General features: G+C 57.4%; 15 protein-coding genes. 6 read left to right on the forward strand and 9 right to left on the reverse strand.

The window, feature by feature from the left end; all coding sequences use genetic code 11:
* Positions 1-28: 28 nt before the first annotated feature.
* The 4 genes from DSM3645_RS12025 to rny all read right to left on the reverse strand — a co-directional run bounded on the left by DSM3645_RS12025 (position 29) and on the right by rny (position 3,649).
* Complete coding sequence (locus DSM3645_RS12025) at positions 29-685, reverse strand: hypothetical protein (RefSeq protein ID WP_002652447.1); 657 nt, start codon at positions 683-685, stop codon at positions 29-31.
* A gap of 70 nt (positions 686-755) precedes the next feature.
* Positions 756-1,190 (reverse strand): DUF2752 domain-containing protein, encoded by a 435-nt coding sequence (locus tag DSM3645_RS29410; protein ID WP_081444803.1) that lies wholly within the window; start codon positions 1,188-1,190, stop codon positions 756-758.
* Positions 1,191-1,247: 57 nt separating this feature from the next.
* Positions 1,248-2,075: a TIGR00282 family metallophosphoesterase gene (locus DSM3645_RS12035; protein ID WP_040351801.1), complete on the reverse strand. Its 828-nt coding sequence runs from the start codon at positions 2,073-2,075 to the stop codon at positions 1,248-1,250.
* Positions 2,076-2,095: 20 nt separating this feature from the next.
* Positions 2,096-3,649 carry a ribonuclease Y gene (gene rny, locus DSM3645_RS12040; RefSeq protein WP_002652450.1) on the reverse strand — a complete coding sequence of 518 codons (1,554 nt, stop codon included), beginning with the start codon at positions 3,647-3,649 and terminating at the stop codon, positions 2,096-2,098.
* A 745-nt stretch (positions 3,650-4,394) separates the two neighbouring features.
* Between rny and tilS the strand changes: the two genes are divergently transcribed.
* Complete coding sequence (gene tilS, locus DSM3645_RS28165; RefSeq protein ID WP_161603330.1) at positions 4,395-5,315, forward strand: tRNA lysidine(34) synthetase TilS; 921 nt, start codon at positions 4,395-4,397, stop codon at positions 5,313-5,315.
* 21 nt (positions 5,316-5,336) lie between these two features.
* Here tilS and DSM3645_RS30900 read toward each other — a convergent pair whose 3' ends face one another.
* On the reverse strand, positions 5,337-6,110 hold the full coding sequence (locus tag DSM3645_RS30900; RefSeq protein WP_002652453.1) for an MFS transporter: 774 nt from the start codon (positions 6,108-6,110) through the stop codon (positions 5,337-5,339).
* Positions 6,111-6,197: 87 nt separating this feature from the next.
* Positions 6,198-6,974, reverse strand: coding sequence for an MFS transporter (locus tag DSM3645_RS30905; protein WP_002652454.1), 777 nt, complete (start codon positions 6,972-6,974; stop codon positions 6,198-6,200).
* Positions 6,975-7,320: 346 nt separating this feature from the next.
* On the opposite strand from DSM3645_RS30905, the gene DSM3645_RS12060 reads away from it, so the two are divergent.
* Together DSM3645_RS12060 and DSM3645_RS12065 are read left to right on the forward strand one after the other, a co-directional pair.
* Positions 7,321-8,604 carry an ArnT family glycosyltransferase gene (locus tag DSM3645_RS12060; protein ID WP_002652455.1) on the forward strand — a complete coding sequence of 428 codons (1,284 nt, stop codon included), beginning with the start codon at positions 7,321-7,323 and terminating at the stop codon, positions 8,602-8,604.
* A gap of 79 nt (positions 8,605-8,683) precedes the next feature.
* Complete coding sequence (locus tag DSM3645_RS12065; protein ID WP_002652456.1) at positions 8,684-12,091, forward strand: AsmA-like C-terminal domain-containing protein; 3,408 nt, start codon at positions 8,684-8,686, stop codon at positions 12,089-12,091.
* A 54-nt stretch (positions 12,092-12,145) separates the two neighbouring features.
* Here DSM3645_RS12065 and DSM3645_RS28170 read toward each other — a convergent pair whose 3' ends face one another.
* Together DSM3645_RS28170 and DSM3645_RS12075 are read right to left on the reverse strand one after the other, a co-directional pair.
* A complete protein-coding gene (locus DSM3645_RS28170; protein WP_002652457.1) occupies positions 12,146-12,535 on the reverse strand; it encodes a hypothetical protein in 390 nt (129 codons plus the stop codon).
* The gene (locus DSM3645_RS12075) at positions 12,535-13,524 is read right to left on the reverse strand and encodes a DUF1559 domain-containing protein (RefSeq protein WP_002652458.1); all 990 of its coding nucleotides are present in this window, start codon (positions 13,522-13,524) and stop codon (positions 12,535-12,537) included. The genes DSM3645_RS28170 and DSM3645_RS12075 overlap by 1 nt, the downstream gene beginning before the upstream one ends.
* 432 nt (positions 13,525-13,956) lie before the next feature.
* On the opposite strand from DSM3645_RS12075, the gene DSM3645_RS12080 reads away from it, so the two are divergent.
* Complete coding sequence (locus DSM3645_RS12080) at positions 13,957-14,304, forward strand: hypothetical protein (protein ID WP_002652459.1); 348 nt, start codon at positions 13,957-13,959, stop codon at positions 14,302-14,304.
* Between the two features lie 81 nt (positions 14,305-14,385).
* On the opposite strand, the gene DSM3645_RS12085 is transcribed toward DSM3645_RS12080, so the two are convergent.
* Complete coding sequence (locus tag DSM3645_RS12085) at positions 14,386-15,135, reverse strand: TIGR00266 family protein (protein WP_002652460.1); 750 nt, start codon at positions 15,133-15,135, stop codon at positions 14,386-14,388.
* 280 nt (positions 15,136-15,415) lie between these two features.
* Between DSM3645_RS12085 and dapF the strand changes: the two genes are divergently transcribed.
* Both dapF and DSM3645_RS28175 read left to right on the forward strand, forming a co-directional pair.
* Positions 15,416-16,267, forward strand: a complete 852-nt coding sequence (dapF, locus tag DSM3645_RS12090; protein ID WP_002652461.1) for a diaminopimelate epimerase — start codon at positions 15,416-15,418, stop codon at positions 16,265-16,267.
* A 40-nt stretch (positions 16,268-16,307) separates the two neighbouring features.
* Positions 16,308-17,141 carry a lysophospholipid acyltransferase family protein gene (locus DSM3645_RS28175; RefSeq protein WP_002652462.1) on the forward strand — a complete coding sequence of 278 codons (834 nt, stop codon included), beginning with the start codon at positions 16,308-16,310 and terminating at the stop codon, positions 17,139-17,141.
* The last annotated feature ends 13 nt before the right edge of the window (positions 17,142-17,154 follow it).

Here is a 17,154-nt window from a genome sequence, read left to right on the forward strand (position 1 = left end):
CTCCGCTGGGGTCAATCTTTCGACCGAATTACCGGTTGGTGACGAATGTTTCGTCCATGGCCAGATAATCGTGCGCGTCATGTTTATAGAAGTCGTGGGCGATCCAGACTGAGATCGACTGCATAAACTTGCGGCGGAACTTGTCTTCGGTCAGGCTGGCCGACGAAAAGGTGCCGTTGGCCGGAAACTCCAGCGTTTGGTCGGTCGATTCGTAGACGACTTTGCCTTTGTTCGACATGTCAAATACGCTGACCGAGAAGTCGGCCTTGCCTTTGTACATCGACGGATGTTCTTGGATCTCGAGATGGGCTAGATCGATCGCCACTACGATATCGGCGCCGACGCCTTTGCCCAGCTTGCGAGCATCCAGCCGGTCCCAGTTGGACGTATCTTGCCAATCGTCAATTTTTTGCTGCGAGATGATCTCGATATCGGGGACATTTGCGCCCAACAGTTTTTCAACCATCGTGGCTATATTGCGCGACGTGTCGGTCTCGGATCGGAACGAAGGGCTGGCGATGCAAACCACGACGACCTTCTTCTCTTTCATGCCGCTGAACCGAGCCGGAGTTTCGTTGGTCGGATAGAGAAGACTTGAGACCAGGTTGATGCAACCGACCGAGGGAACCAGGGTCAACAAGATCAATAAGGCGATTGAACGTCGGAAGTTGTCGGTTCGATCCATCGAAATTCTTCCAGCGGAATGTGTGTCGGGCGTCATCCTGACGCGTGATTTATTGGTAACAGCCTGTTCGTCACATCACTCGGTAAAGCCATTCGGCCACCATCACCGCAGCGACGCCGCTGACGGCAATCAAGGCCGCGACCTCGTTGGGATAGCCCAGCGGAGGACGTCCTCGCAGCGCCGTGATCAGCATCCATGGAGCACTGCCCATCGCGGCGAGCCCAAGCAAAAAGCCGGCGGCGTTCGAGCGAATCGAACCGACGACGTTCCCTTTGGTCAGGTAAGCCCACGAAGTAGTCATGCCGCAAGCTGGGCAGCGGACGCCAAACCAAACTCGGGAAGAACAAGGGGGCAAACCAAGTTGCTGGTGCGTTCCCAGTCCCTGTGAGTTCGGCGTTAGCATCGCAGCCGTAGCCAGGAGTCCGGCGACAATCACTCCGGTCAGTCCCAGCAGGGATCTGCGGAACCAGCCAAGCGAACCAGACGACGGCGACTCAGCGCTCATAAAGCTATCAGGCGACGGAGGTTAGCGGACTCACTGGTTGGCGACAAGATCAAAACCTCAGCGAGACGCATCTTGGGGGTATTCGGCTTGCAGCGCTTTCGCTTCTTCTTCCCGAATCTGGATTCGGCGGATCCCGGTGGCTCGGCCGGTTTCGGGATCGATATCGACAATCGACCCGGTCAGACGGACATCGTCGCGAGCGACGTCAAACTGGGTAGGCCGAAAGGTAATGGTCGTTTCGGTGACTCGTTCGATGTTGCGGCCGATGATGCTTTCATGCGGACCTGTCATGCCGACGTCGCACTGGAAAGCGGTTCCCCCTTTGAAGATCTGCTCGTCGGCTGTCGGCACATGGGTATGCGTTCCCAGCACGTACGAGACCCGGCCGTCAAGGTAACGCCCCATCACCTGTTTGTCGCTGGTCGCTTCGCCGTGAAAATCGACGCAGCGAACTTTGACGCTAGCAGGGATCAGCGATAGCACGCGATCGACCGCTTCCCAGGGACAATCGACCGGCCGCATGAAGACGCGCGCCATAATGCTGATGACGGCGACCCGGATGCCGCTGGCCGATTCGACGATGGCGAAATCTTTGCCCGGCGCCGTTTTGGGGAAGTTGGCCGGTTTGACGATGTTGTTCTGTGACTGCAACGTTTGGAACAACTCTTTGCGACGGTAGATATGGTCGCCCATCGTGATGCAGTCGATGCCGCAGTCGATGATTTCCTTGTAAGCGGCTGGGGTCAGTCCCGAGCCGCCGCAGGCGTTTTCGGCATTGGCCACGATCAAACTGAGCCCCTCGCGCTTGCGGAGTCCGTAGCAGGCCATCCGCACGATGTCGCGTCCCGGTTTGCCGACGATGTCGCCAATGTGCAATATCCGCACAATCTCTCCTTCGACTACTTTTAGCGGGCGAACTCGGTGAATCGTGATTCACGCACGACGGTCACTTTGATTTCGCCGGGATAAGTCAGTTGGTCTTCAAACGCTTTGGCGATATCGCGGGAGATTTTCGCCGCTTTATCGTCATCGGTGTCACGACTGCTGGCGATCACGCGCAGCTCGCGTCCCGCTTGAATCGCGAACGCCTGTTCGACGCCGTTGAAACCTCGCGCGATCGATTCGAGTTCTTCCATCCGCTTGATGTAGCGTTCCAACGTTTCGCGGCGAGCGCCAGGCCGTGATGCGCTGGTCGCATCGGCGGTCGCGACCAACATGGTGTAGGGATACTCAGTAATGATCTCGTCGTGATGGCCAAACGCGGCGTGAACCACCTCGGGCGATTCGCCGTGACGTTTCAGCAGGTCGGCGCCAATTTTCGGGTGGCCCCCTTCCAACTCATGATCGGCCGCTTTGCCAATGTCGTGCAGCAGTCCGGCTCGACGAGCGATTCGCGCATCGAGTCCGATCATCTCGGCCAGCATGCCGGCGATAAAGCCGACTTCGATCGAATGTCGCAGCACGTTTTGGCTGTAACTGGTGCGGAAATGGAGTCGGCCCAACATATGAATCAGACGGGGATGCAGTCCCATCACGTCCGCTTCGCTGGCCGCTTCTTCTCCCTTTTTGTTGATGACGTCTTCGATTTCGCCTTGCGTCTCTTTGACGACTTCTTCGATCCGCGTCGGGTGAATACGGCCATCGGCGATCAGCTTGTTGAGCGAAATACGCGCGATCTCGCGGCGGACCGGATCAAAGCCGCTGACAATCACCACGCCGGGCGTATCGTCGATGATGACGTCGACGCCGGTTTCTTTTTCAAAGGAGCGGATGTTGCGCCCCTCACGACCGATGATGCGACCTTTGATGTCGTCGGTCGGAATGTCGATCGCGCTGGTCGTCGATTCGGCGGTGTGGGCCGCAGCGAAACGCTGGATCGCGGTCAGCAGCATGTCTTGCGCTTGCTGCTTGCAGGTTTCCTCGATGCGGCGCTGGTGCTTCAAGATCAGTGCGCCGGTTTCGCCTTGCAGCTCTTGGTCGAGCAGACGCAGCAGTTCGGTCTTGGCTTCGTCCCGATTGAGCCCGCTCATCTTGTGCAAGCGTTCCTGCTGCTCGCGGGTAATCGCTTTCAGTTCTTCCGCTTTGCGTCCGGTGTCTTCGATTTTCTCGGTCAGTCGACGCTCTTTCGTCTCGACCATGTGTTCTTGTTTGCGGAGATGGTTCGCTTGCTGTTCGATCGCTTCTTCGCGGCGGTCGAGCGACTTTTCGCGTTCGCGGATCTCGTCGCGGCTGCGATTGAGATCGGATTCGGCTTTCGCTTTATGGTCGATGGCCTCTTCTTTGGCTTGGATCTTGGCCTCTTTCAGCAAGTTTTCAGAGTCTTGCTTGGCGCGATCCAGAATCTGCTGAGCTTCGGTCTCGGCGTCCTTTTTCCGTAACCGGTCAACGATCTTGACGAGCACAATCGCGAGCACAAAGCCGACGACGGTGAAGATCGCGTAAATAATAGCGTCTGGCACGTAGTATATCTCCCTCAATGGAAATGGGAGCGACTCCGGCGCCGGCTTAAGCGCATAATGCGCCGCTGCGGGGTCGGCCTCGCGGTTTCAGAGGGAAATTGACAGTCGAGCGACAAGCGACCGCGTTTTTAGCGGTTGGCTCGCTGGCGGTCAGGATGGCGACCAGATGCTGACCGCGGCGGGCTGCCGCGCTCGAGTTGGCTAGAGCCGCATCGAGCTAGAAATTCGGTCGGCAATGTTTCGGCGTCAATTTCTAGCCAACCTAGCAGCGGCAAAGCCACCACAAGCTTGGAAGGCGAATGCGGATTGAACTTGCGACCGCTTCTTTTCAGCGCACTGGCCGGCCCAAGCACATAGCATTTGCTCGGGCAAATATGTATCACCAGACGCATAAAGAGAAGGAGTAGTGGTTGCATCGGTTCGTCTCGCTTTTCGCTGGGACTAGATTTCCGGAACCAGATCCAGGTGGCTCGAAGGCAATTTCCGCCTGTCGCGCGGCGGTCTATCGGCAAGCGGGGCTAGCCGAAAAAGTCGCTTGGTGCGATGGGTAATTGTCATCTGTAACGGCTCGCCGCAACTTAACGCTGCGAAACCGTTTAAGGTATGTTAACAGACGAGAGCCATGCTGGGAAGATTTGCCTTCCCCCCTTTCTTCCCCCTTTCCGGAAAACCACACGGGATGCATCCGTTTGAGAAGGCCGTCGCCGCAAATTGGCCCCCGCATTCCTGGTCGGATTGCACCGTTATGGTCGCTGTCAGCGGCGGCGCTGATAGCGTGGCGCTGCTCCGCTCGCTAGCGGCGATTCGAGAATCAGGTCCTGGGCGCCTGATTGCCGTGCATGTGGATCATAACCTGCGCAAAGAATCGGACACGGACGCCCAGTTTGTGGCGCAGCTCGCCCAGCAATTGGGAATCGAGGGCATTTTGGGGCGTGTTGACTTCGAGCTGTCCGGACCCGACGGCATTGAAGCGGCGGCTCGCTCGGCGCGTTATGGCTTTCTGCGGACTTTTGCGATGGACCACGGCGCGCGGTATGTCGTCACTGCCCACACCGCCGATGATCAGATCGAAACCGTACTGCACCGGATTTTGCGCGGAACCAGCCTCGCAGGGCTCTCCGGTATCCCGCGAGCCAGAGAATTGGAGCTGGGGATTAGTCTGTTGCGGCCGATGTTGTCGATTCGCCGATCCGAGGTCGAAGCCTACTTGGCCGATCTTGGACAGACCTTTCGGCACGACGAGACCAACGATGAATCCCGTTTCTTTCGGAATCGACTACGTAACGACCTGTTGCCGCTGTTGCGAGACGCTTATTTACCGCAAGTCGATCAGTCGTTACTGCGATTGGCGATCGGCGCCGCCGAGTGCCGTGAGTATGTCGAGACCCAGGCAAGCCAACTGTTGGATGTCTGCCTGATGCGAGAGACCGACGAGAGCGTGACCCTGGATGCGAAGAAGCTGGGCACTGCCCCTCCCTTTTTGGCCAAGGAGGCCTGCGTCCTGCTATGGAAACAGCATGCGTGGCCGCGTCAGTCCATGAGTCGCGAAAAATGGGAAGCTTTGTGGACGCTGATCACCGGCGACTCCCCTGCCCCGTTCGAGTTGCCAGGCGGCATTCGGGCCGAAAAAAAAGGGGAGCAGCTGACGCTGACTCCCCTTGAGTAGTTTCGATTTTTTCGCGGACGGCTAAGCGTCGGCTGGTCCTTCGACGCCACCGGTGAACTTGGCGTCTTCGGCGCCGTGGCCGACCAAGACTTCCGCCTTATAGCCGCCTTGGCTGGTGAAGTAGACGATCAACGCCAGGTAGCACGCGAGCATGATGCAGGGGAAGATCGCGACGGCGAACAACGCGTCTTTCTTCGCCGTTTCACTGGCGACGGTCACTTCCGCTTGTTCCGCTTCGGGAAGCTCTTTCACCGCATCGGCGTTGACCGCGTTGTATTTGCCAAAGACCCACGTCTTCTCTTCTTCAACCTGCTTCAAGATCGCCGGTTTGTCTTGCAAAGCGGCGACTTGGGCAGAGTCTTGGAAGTAGCCGAGGAACACGGCTCCCACCACACCGACGCCCAACATGCCGACGCCGCCGGTGGCGTTCAACGTGAGAGCACCGCCGCGAGGCGATTGTTCTGCGACCACGCCGAGCATCGTCGGCCAGAAGAACGTCTTTCCGAGACCATAAATGGTCGCAGCGACGAAGATCAACGCGATGCTGTCGACCTTCGAGAGGAAGACCAGACCGACGATCGCAATCACCGAACTAGCGGCCAAGAGCCCCAGCGGCGAGATCTTGTGGACAATCGGACCGGCGAAGAATCGCAGGATCATCATGATCAAGGAGGTGTACACGATGACCCAACCTGCGGCGTAGCCCGCTTTGGTCATGACCGGTTCCATCAGTGAGGTAATCCAACTGTCGGTGCCCAGTTCGGTTGTCGCCAGCGGCACCATGATAAGCAGCATGACAGGAAGAGCGGGCGACCATCGCGAACTTGGTGATCGCACCCATGCCGATGGTCGTCAAGATGATACAGCCCCAGACGACGTAGATCATCCACTCGCTGATTCGACGCCGCCTTTGCCGAGCAACTCGGTCGCAACGCGGCCCAATTCGCTGAACATCAAGAAGCCGACGATCAACGCACCGCCCATACCGAACTCGGCCAACATATCGCCGTAAGAAACGCCTGCAGCGACTCGTTCGTTGACCGGAAACTTGCAAGGCAACATCATCAATCCGTAGACGATGGTCGGAATCAAGATCAGCGCGACTTTGTATTGCCAGGCCATCGATGCGCCAGCGTTGAAGATGTCAGACAGGAAACCTTCTGGACCCATGCCGATCGTGATGATACCGCCCAAGACAAGACCGCCCGGCCAGCCGGCGTGCAGCATGTTGAGCCATTTCGTCTTCTCATTGGGAAAGAGGGTCGCAACGACCGGATTCACGACGGCTTCGACCGTTCCATTGCCCAACGCGACGATAAACGTACCGAAATAGAGACTCCAGTACGGGTCAAAGTACATCGGCAGCACGATGGTCATTACGACCGACAACGCATGGCAAGCGAACGCGAAGTACATCGCCGTCTTGTAACCAATTTTGTCGATCACCAAGCTGAACAGAATGATGCTGATCGCGAACGGCCAGAGTCCCACGCCGAAGATTTCACCCTTCTGCGTTTCGGTCAGATTGAAAACGGTTCCCCATTCATCGATGATGATCGCGCGGACAATAAATCCGAACGCGGTGGTGATGAGCGAGATAAAACAGGCCCAGAAGAGAAACTTCTTTTCTCCATCGCTTGGCGCCGACTTTTCATTCATATCGGGGAGGCTCCTCTTCGCTTCAGTGCATAATGGGAGGTGGTGGGGGAACAAATCGCACGACCGCCGGAGGACGGATGCCGGGGCAAGACGTTATCAACGTCAGGCAAAAACCTACCGGTCGCTGGGCGAGTGTATAGCAAAATTTCGAGTATAGCGAGTGCTAGCGGGAAGTAAACTATTACAGCGTTGAGATTTCGGGCGTTTTTTTTCCCAGATTCGCAAAATCCACAGAGAGTTCGCATATTCTCAGGGCTTGCTAGTTTAAGGCTCTCGGATTTCCCCTTGCTTGCCGTCCTTTCGATTTCAAAACCTCCCTGTCACTCGTCCACGAGCTGCTCGCCTGATGTTAAAGCTATTCGCCAGTCGCTGGTTTTGGGTGATCCTGCTTCTCGCAGTCGGGCTGCGAGTCGGCGCCGCCGTCTGGTGGCAAAGTCGAATTCCGGCTGGTGATCGCTTCTTTTTCGGCGATAGTCTCTCGTACGAAACGTTGGCGCGGCAGGTCGCGCACGGCGAAGATTACCGCTACGGGGATTCCTTTGTCTTCCGCACGCCCGGCTATCCGGTGCTGCTCGCGCCATTCTATTGGTTCAGTGACGAACCCCATCCGCTGACGCTGCGAATGTTGGGCGTTGTGCTGGGGACGATTACCGTGGCGCTGTGCGGAATGTTGGCGGCCCGGTTTTTCTCGACCGCAGCCGGCTTGATCGCAACGCTCTTGGCGGCGCTCTATCCCGGCGGATTGGCGATGAGCGCCTTTGTGCTGAGCGAAGTTGCATTTTGCCCGTGGATGCTGCTGCAGATCCTATTTTGGAACGAAGCGTATCAGGCGACATCGCGACGCCGCTCGCTGCTGTGGGCGATCGTCGCCGGGCTCGCGATGGCGGCCGCGGTGCTGACTCGACCCAGTTGGATGCTGTTTCCTTTTTTTGCGATGCCGATTTGCCTATTGTTAGTGTCGCAGCGACGGCGACAGCTGGAGATCATGCTGGCGCTGGGTCTGACGTTTATGGCGGCGATGTCTCCCTGGTGGGTTCGCAATTATCAAGTCGCTGGTCGATTTGTTCCGACTTCGCTGCAGGTTGGCGCCAGCTTGTACGACGGTATCCGCCCGAACTCGGACGGCGGCAGCGACATGGCTTTTGTGGAGTCGTTCCGTGCGGAGCAACTCGCAGCCGACGCCGCGAGCGATGGTCCGCTGGTCGGCACGTTGGAGACACGGCTTGACGATCGGATGAAAGCGGCGTCGATCGCGTGGGGGAAAGAGCACCCGAGTGAAGTGGTCAGTTTGGCAGGGCGTAAACTACTGCGATATTGGAACTTCTGGCCCAACGAGACCAGCTTTCAGAGTGTGAAATTCCGCCTGATTATCGCGGTTGGCTACTTACCTATCTTGCTTTTGGGCTTGGCCGGGCTCGTGATTTATCGCCGACACAGCCTTGGCGTTTGGTTGTGTGGATTGCCTATCTTCTACTTTTCGCTACTCCACATGATCTTTGTCAGTTCGATCCGCTATCGCCAGCCGCCGATGCTGCCGCTGACCGTGTTAGCAGCCGGCGCCGCAGTTTTACTGATTTATCGCTGGGGATTTGCGAAAGATCCTCAGGCCGATTCGGATTCGCCTGCGTAACACAATCGTGCGCCACGGCTCTGAAAGCCGTGCTCAAGCAAGTAACGACATTACCCAGCTTCACACGGCTCGCAGAACCGTGGCGCACGTTGACCAAGCTATCACGAAAGCTTCGCTTTACCCTGCGAGCGAATTTTGCCAAGATAGCCGCTTAGGCGGCGATCATGGAACGATCGCCTACGACACGACTTGCGGCAAATCGGCCGCATGCGGGAAAGGATTTCGTACGCCGTTGAAACGGTTCGTGCATACCAGCTGGCTCTTTTGCAAATGGACGGCGCTATCCGCAGTGATGGTCGCCGTGGCGGTCGGATTGTATCTGTACCACAACCTGAACGACGAAATTCGGATTCGCGTGGAACGTCGTTTCGCCGAGCATTATCAGCATCTCGATGTTTCGGTCGCGTCGGCTCAATTTCATGAGGGCCAGGGAGTCGAAATTCGCGGGCTCCGTTTCGCCGAAAAGAACGTCGCCGGCCATAGCGGCGAATTGCTCGACATCGACGAGATGTTCGTCTACTGCAACACCGACCCGCGCGATCTTGTTACCGGCAAGTTGGATGTCGCGCGGATCGTCGTGAAGCGCGTGCGCATCTCGGCCGCGCTGCAAGCGGATGGGCGAATCAATTTGCAATCGATGTTTCCCCTCCCCAAATTTGGCGACAGTGATCCGCTCATTGAAATACATGACGGCCTATTTGAATTGTACGACTCGGTGAGCGGCGCTCGGTTGCGTCTCGATCCAATCGATCTGACGATCAAACCGCTGCGAGATCCGCAGCTCGCCGCCGATGGCAAGAAGCGCCTGGCGGTCGAAGGTACGTTGCGCAGCGAGCATTTTGAAGCGGCGAAAATCTCGGGCGTTCTCGAGCCCGAATCTCAGTTTGGCATGATCCAAGGCAGCGTCGATCGATTGCGGATCACGTCGGATTTGTTCCGCGACTTGCCGCAGTGCGTGCAGCAGAAAGCGGCCAAAATGGAACCGCTGGATGCGCGAGTTGACTTAACGTTTTCGGTCGCGACGCCGTCGAAGATTGCGCCTTGTCGATTTGAGGTCAGCGGCGAGTTGAGCGAAGGACGCTGGAAGGATCGCTCGCTCCCCTTCCCTGTTTCCGAAATATTCGGCTCGTTTGTCGCCAATGCGGCGGGGCTAAATGTCGAGCGTCTGTCGGCCAATGTCGGCGATGGTTCGATCGTCACTTCGCTCGTGCGACAAGGTTGGAGCGACGCGGCGCCCGTCCACTTCGAAGCGAATCTCTGCAATTACATCTTGCACGATAAAATCAAAGAAGCGTTACCTCCGGCCTTTCGCGAGCATTGGCTCCACTATCAACCGTCCGGCGCCGTTGACGCCCAGGTGATCGCCGACTTTGACGGAATCTCGTGGAAGCCGGAGTTGCACGTCACCTGCTTGGATTCGCGATTTATCTATCACAAGTTCCCATATCCGGTGCATGCCGCCAAGGGGCGAATTGATTACAAGAACGGCGTCCTCGATCTGAATTTGGCGGCTCGGGCCGGCAGAGCGCCGATCAAAATCATCGCCAGCTTGCGCGACCTGGGCCCCGAAGCGAAAGGGTTCGCCCGGTTCACTTCGGTCGAACCCATCCAGTGCGACGAAGCGTTGCTGAAAGCGTTGGCGGCGGCGAGTTCCAAAGCGAGCGAAATCGCCCAAAAAATGCAACCAAGCGGAACGACCAATTTCGACTTCCTGGTTCAATGCTACAAAGGGGACGAAGATCAGGATAAGCGGCTAACGCTCGATATCGTCGACGCCCAGGTCACCTATGAAGAGTTTCCTTATCCGATCCAAAAGATCCATGGCCGCGTCGTTTGGACCGAAGACAAAACGATGATTGAACGGCTCGAAGGAGTCAACGACTCGGGCTATGTCGTCTGCGGCGGATCGTGGACGCGCACCGAGGATCCCCGCGGCAAGTTGATGCTTAATTTCACTTGTACCGATATTCCGCTGGAAGATGAGCTCCGTTCGGCGCTGCCGGCCACTTCGCGGCGCGTATGGGACGAATTGCGTCCCCGCGGCACGATCGATCACATGGACTTGGCGGTCGCGTTTCCCGATGAAAATGGGAAGCTGGATGTTGATATTCGCGCCCAAAAATGGCGTCGCGACGAGCTGCTGCAAAGCGAGCGGAAGTACAGCACCGCGAGTCGCACCATCTCGATCGAACCACGCAGCTTTCCGTGGCTGATGGACGACGTGGTTGGCGCCGTTCATTTTCGCCGCGGCGTGGTTCAACTGCTGGGCGTAACGGCGCGGCATGGCAATGTGCAAATCGCCACCGGCGGCGATTGCCAGGAACTGCCCGACGGTCGTTGGCAGCTTCGTTTTCAAGATGTGCAAGTCGATCGGCTCTTTCCTGAACGGGATCTGCTGACGGCTCTACCGGCTTCGTTAGCCGCGTCGGTGCGTCGATTAAAACCATCGACGCCGGTGAACATGCGCGGAGCATTTACGTTGGTCGGCGGAGCGGAAGAAAATGCGCCCCCTGACGCCTATTGGGACTTGGATTTCTTTTTGGCTGGCTGCGACGTGACCGCTGGAGTCGTGTTGAATCGGGTCTATGGCGCATTGCGACTGACGGGCGAAGCGACCGCCGAGGGAGCGTTTACGTTCGGCGAGTTTTCGATCGATTCGCTGCTGTACAATGATATTCCGCTGACCAAGATCACCGGCCCCATGTTCATCAGTTCAGATCACGCCGTCATCGGATCGCAGGTTCCCCGCCGTGAAGGGCGAACTCCGCAGAGCATCCTAGCGACCACCTTTGGCGGACAGTTGGCGATCGACAGCAGCGTACTGCTGCAAGAGAACCAGCCGTTCAGTTTGCAGCTGAAACTGACCGAAGGGAAACTGCAGCAAACGCTGCTCGACTTAGGCCAGACGAATCCCGGACGCAACACGGGGCGCATCTTCGCTGAGATGCGCCTGGCCGGCAATTCTCTCGGCACGCATACTTTTCAAGGAAATGGCCGAGTCCAACTGCGCGACGGCAATCTTTATCAATTGCCGTTGGCCGTTTCGTTGCTCAAAGTGTTCGCCGCGCGTACTCCGGACAACACCGCGTTTCATACCAGCGACATTGATTTTCAGATCAAAGGGGATTACGTCTATCTGAATCGAATGACGCTGAGCGGCGACGCGATCTCGCTGACCGGCGCCGGCGAAGCGAATCTCGACGGTCGAATCTCGATGCGGTTCTATAGCGAACTAGGTAACAATCGCTATCAAATCCCGGTCATCCGCCCCTTGCTGGGTGAAGCAGGCCGCAATCTGATGGTGATTCATGTCAACGGAACGCTGGATCATCCCGAGACGCGGCAAGAGATCTTCCCGGCGGTCAACGAAACCCTGGAGCAGCTCTTCCCAGACCAGCCGATCCGTTTTCCGGTCGGCACGATGACCGACTCCGGCGGCGGTTCTACTGCACGGCAGCCACCGGTCGTCGGCGGCATCCCCCGTTAATTCAATAAGGGCTTTCGCGACCGACCTCTTGTTGAGAGTGGAAGACGAGGCCCGTTATTTGCCGGCCGGGATCTCGAAGTCGTACGACTTGGTTTCTGGGGTGATCGTTGTCTCGGTGACAAATACGTCACGCAGCGGAGACGTTGACTTCTGTCCTGATCCAACGGCCGGCGGCATCACGCGAACGACATAGGCGCCCTCGCTGACGCCGAATTCTGGGTTGGTGATAAACTCGCCGCCCACAATGGGCGCGTAGGCCGCCAGACCGCTGTTCTGCTTCGACGCGTCGGCCTCAAAGGAAATGCTGCCGGCTTCGAGCGGCTGTCCATCGTAGGTCACGTGGCCATGAATTTGCGTGCCGGTGGTAGGGCCCCCGCATCCGCAAAAAGCGACTGCGGTCGTGATGAAGCTCAGCGAAAAAGCACACTTTAGAATTCGCAACATTAGGGCAAACCTCCGATCGGGCCGCCGTCGGCGATCGCCCCATAGGCGCGATGCGTGTTGATGTCCATCGTCTGGCTCATGTAGTGAACGCTGGCGTCTCCCAGCAACATGTTACAGCCGCCGGGGTGAAAGCTGCCGAACGTGCGACCGACGACGGCTTCTGATTTGTTGGCCCCTTTGGTCGAAATGCCGCTGACCGGTTGATTGATCGGTTCGACCGCCGCCGCCAGGTTGGTGTAGTAGCGATAGTCCGCGCGATAGAAGACGCCGCCTGCCCACGAACTATGCTTTTGCAGTGAAAACGCGTCGACTGAAGGATGAACGACGTAGAAGCTTTCTCCCATCAGATACGAGTTCGAAGTGCCGTCGAGCATGTTGCTGAACTTCGTCTTGGAATTAACCCAAAAGACGCCGTTGTAATACAGGACAAACGAAGAAGTTGCGGTCGCTTTGCAGCCCTGATCGATCGTCGGGACAGTACCGCTGGGAGGCGGACCGCCTCCGGCACAGGCCAGATAGCTGGGATGCATGTCGACCGCCAAGGGATCGCTAGGGCAGTGAAAAGCGGTGTTGGTGGACCACTGCAGCGCGTGATTGACGGCGGTTCCTTGGTGCTGGTTATTGATCGAAAATTGTTCGCCGAAACGAAATTGATCGTGCAGGTTTTGTTGTTCCAAAAAGGGCAAAATCAAGACCGACCAAGGGGCGCGAGTTCCACTCGCGTTCGGTTGATCGATACAGGGGCTGTTCTGACCATTCACGATGTGACCCGACGGGAAACTCCCATGCGTATCGTGATAGTTGTGGTAAGCAATCCCAAACTGCTTCAGCCGGTTCGAGCAATCCATCCGCCGCGCCGCTTCGCGAGCTTGTTGGACTGCCGGCAGTAGTAACGCGATAAGAACGCCGATGATCGCGATGACGACCAACAGCTCGACCAGCGTAAAACCGACCTGACGTCGGTTGCGTGATAGGCAAAAGGTAGGCATGGGGGCATCCCGAGGCAAGAAAAAATGAAGTATGATTTAGGATATTTGATAAATTGAATTGCTGCAATATATGGTGGTGAGCATTTCCAATAAACGCAGATTGCGGTCCTGATTCCGGCAACGTGGCGCAGCGATGCAATGGATTGACGAGAAACCGCCGGCTTCGCATTCCAAGGGGCGGCGCCTAACGACCGCAGCGAAATCTTGCTAATCGGCGGCTTTTTGCCGATTTCGGCCAACGATGGGATGAACCAAACCCGCGGTTGGTCGATATAGAAGTAACACGGGCAATCACGCGATCGTTAAAACTGGACTTTCGCTCTCCATAACCTACGCTTCATAGGCGAATTTCTCTCCCCATTCGCCGTCGAAATGAACGTGCATTTACAGGGATCGTTAGATCCCTAACTCCTTCTGCCTAAGGAGATAACGATGAGCATTGGACCCGCGGGAGCCGCCATCGTCAGTTCGCTGGCCGCCTCGCCGCTTGCGCAAAACGCGTCAAGCGAAGTCGATCAAAATCGCCAGGCGACCAGCAATCAGGCTCGGAAAGCCGATTCCGACCAAAAAGCGATCAAAGCTTCCGGCGTCGGCGATCCCGACGAAAGCCAAGAAGTCAGCGATCGTGATGCCGACGGTCGCCGTCTCTGGGAAATCCAAGACGAAGCCGAAGAGCTGTTGGCCGACACCGAGCATCCAGAAGACGAAGAGCCGCCAAAGAACCACAAAGGTCTCGACCCTTCAGGCCAAACCGGTCGTGTTCTCGACATCAGCGGCTAGTTGCTGGATGGAGCATTTTTCAAAACACGGTCGGCCCCAACCCGTCTCGTACAGACTGGTTGGGCATCCCAACGGACTTGGTTACCCTTTTCCGCCGGCCCGGGCCAAAATGTGGTTGGCCATGCGCGAGAACGGTAGGCTTTGCATCATGACCGTGCCGTGGCCGCTCAGCTTCGCCAGGTAGAGCCCTTCGCCGCCGAGCAGCATCGACTTCAGGTTGCCGGCGCGTTCGATGTCGTAGTCGATGCCTTGCGTGAACGCGACCAGGCTCCCCGCTTCGACCAGCAGGGTTTCTCCTTTCAACTCTCGCGTGATGATCGCTCCGCAGGCATGCAGAAACGCGTTGCCGTCTCCGGTCAGGTGTTGCAGGATGAAACCTTCACCCCCAAAAAAGCCGGCGCCCAGGCGTTTCTGGAACGCAATGTCTAATCGCGTTCCCATCGCAGCGCAGAGGAACGAATCTTTTTGACAGGTCAGCGTGCCGCCAATTTCCGACAGTTCGATCGGTAGAATCTTGCCGGGATACGGCGCCCCAAATGCGACATGGCGCTTGGTCGATGATTCGTTGGTGAAATGACCCATGAAGAGCGAGTTGCCGCTGACCATCCGTTTGCCGGCGCTGAACAACTTGCCTACCAGTCCTTGATCGGGATCGCTGCCGTCTCCCATCTTGGTTGAAAAAGTAATCCCTTCCTGCATGTAGTTCATTGCGCCCGCTTCGGCGATGACCGTTTCACCGGGATCGAGTTCGACCTCGACCAACTGCATGTCGTCGCCGATGATGTGATAGTCAATATCGTGCGAATGTTGCTGCAGAACGGGTAGCGTCATGATTATGCTCGCAGGTTTGGGAAAAAGCAGATTTAGCGCATTGTCAAGGCGAATCGCCTGGTAAGCGATGCGCGGAGCACCAATTTCATCTACCTCGCAAAACGGTCTTCCTCAAGCAACTTGCTGGCGAAAAAAGGGATGCAGACCGAAAAAAAGACCTGCCCCCCCTTTCTGCGCTCGTGCGCTGCCGGCTTGGCCGTGAACCCGGCGTACCCTCTGGGGGCTCTAACCGATAAAATCGGGGATGTACGTCCTCTAACTCTCGCGATGGAATGAGTGAATGCGCTTCACCAAGATGCACGGTATCGGTAACGACTACGTCTACGTCAACTGCTTTGCCGAACAACTGCCGGCTGCGCCAGAGACGATTGCGCCATTGGTCTCGGATCGCCATTTTGGGATCGGCGGGGATGGTTTGATCTTGATTACTCCGTCGGAAGTTGCGGACGCGCGGATGCGGATGTTCAACGCCGATGGCAGCGAGTCCGAAATGTGCGGCAACGGGCTCCGCTGCGTCGCCAAGTACGTGTTCGATCATGACATCGCCAAAAAAGAAACTTTGAAGTTGGAAACCGGCGCCGGCGTTCTAACGGTGCAGATCGAGACCGAAAACGGTCTGGCTCGCCAAGTTCGCGTGAACATGGGCCAGCCGATCTTGGAAGGCAAAAAGATTCCGACCATCTTTGACTCCAATCCCGTGGTCAATCAAAAGATCGAGATCGCGGGTCAATCGTTCGACGTGACTTGCGTGTCGATGGGGAATCCGCATTGCGTGATCTTTGTCGAAAAAGCGACTGACGAACTGGTTTTGAAAATTGGCCCGCAGATCGAACGTTCCACCTATTTCCCGTCTCGCGTGAATGTGGAGTTCGTCGAGGTCGTCTCGCCGAACGAAGTTCGCCAGCGCACGTGGGAGCGTGGTTCGGGCGAAACGCTAGCATGCGGTACTGGCGCCTCGGCGGTTTGCGTCGCTGGCGTACTGACGGGAAGAACCAAGCGGAAAATTTTGAATCATCTGCTAGGAGGCGACCTGCAATTGGAGTGGAACGAAGCTGACAATTGCGTGTATAAGACCGGAGGAGCGACGGAGGTCTTTACCGGCGAGTGGATGTTGCCGGCGTTGCTCCCGTAGTCGGATCCGCCGTGGGCGGATCGCGAGATAGGAAGCTCGCATGGCGCTTGATAATCGTTGGCTGTTAAGACTGGGCGGCTTCGCGCTGCATGAGACGATCCGGCATTGGCTCGATACGCTTGACCTGCGCGTCGCCTATCACGATCCGCAGTTGGATCCAGCGCATCCGTCGAATGATCGCCCCCGCATCTATATCTTTTGGCACGAGTACATCAGCTTTCCGCTCTACCTGCGCCCTTATTGCAACATCGCGATGCTGCTCAGCAAGCATCGTGACGCCGAGTGGCTCGCCCATACCGCGACGATGATGGGCTTTGACACCGTCCGCGGATCGTCGCAGCGCGGCGGCGCGAGCGCGCTGTTAGAACTGCTCGAAAAATCAAAAAACATGCACCTGGCGATCACGCCGGATGGTCCGCGCGGCCCGCGTCGTCGTTTAGCGCCCGGCGCCATCTTTTTAGCGTCACGACTGGGCCTTCCGCTGATCCCGATGGGCTTTGGTTTTGATCGCCCCAAGCGCGCCAAAACCTGGGACCAATTCGCGATCCCGCGGCTCTTCTCCCGCGGCCGCGGATTGATGGGCCCCGGCATCACGATCCCGCCGAATCAAACCCGCGACCAATTGGAACAGCATCGCCAGCGCGTCGAACGCATCCTCAACCAAATCACCACGGTGGCCGAAGACTGGGCCGAATCGGGGCTACGTCTGGAAGGAGAAGTCCCCGCCCAGCCACGCAGCGCCCCGTTGGCCGGTCGTCGGGAAGCGGCGCTGCGCGATCCCTTTTGGATTCAAGCGGCCGCTGGAACGATCGATCTGAGCGAAGCGAATCTGTTTCGCCCGGCGCCGTCTGCCGAGGTCTGCAAAGCGGCATAGCGGTCGACATCAT

The sequence above is a fragment of the Blastopirellula marina DSM 3645 genome, assembly GCF_000153105.1.
Lineage (GTDB): Bacteria > Planctomycetota > Planctomycetia > Pirellulales > Pirellulaceae > Blastopirellula > Blastopirellula marina.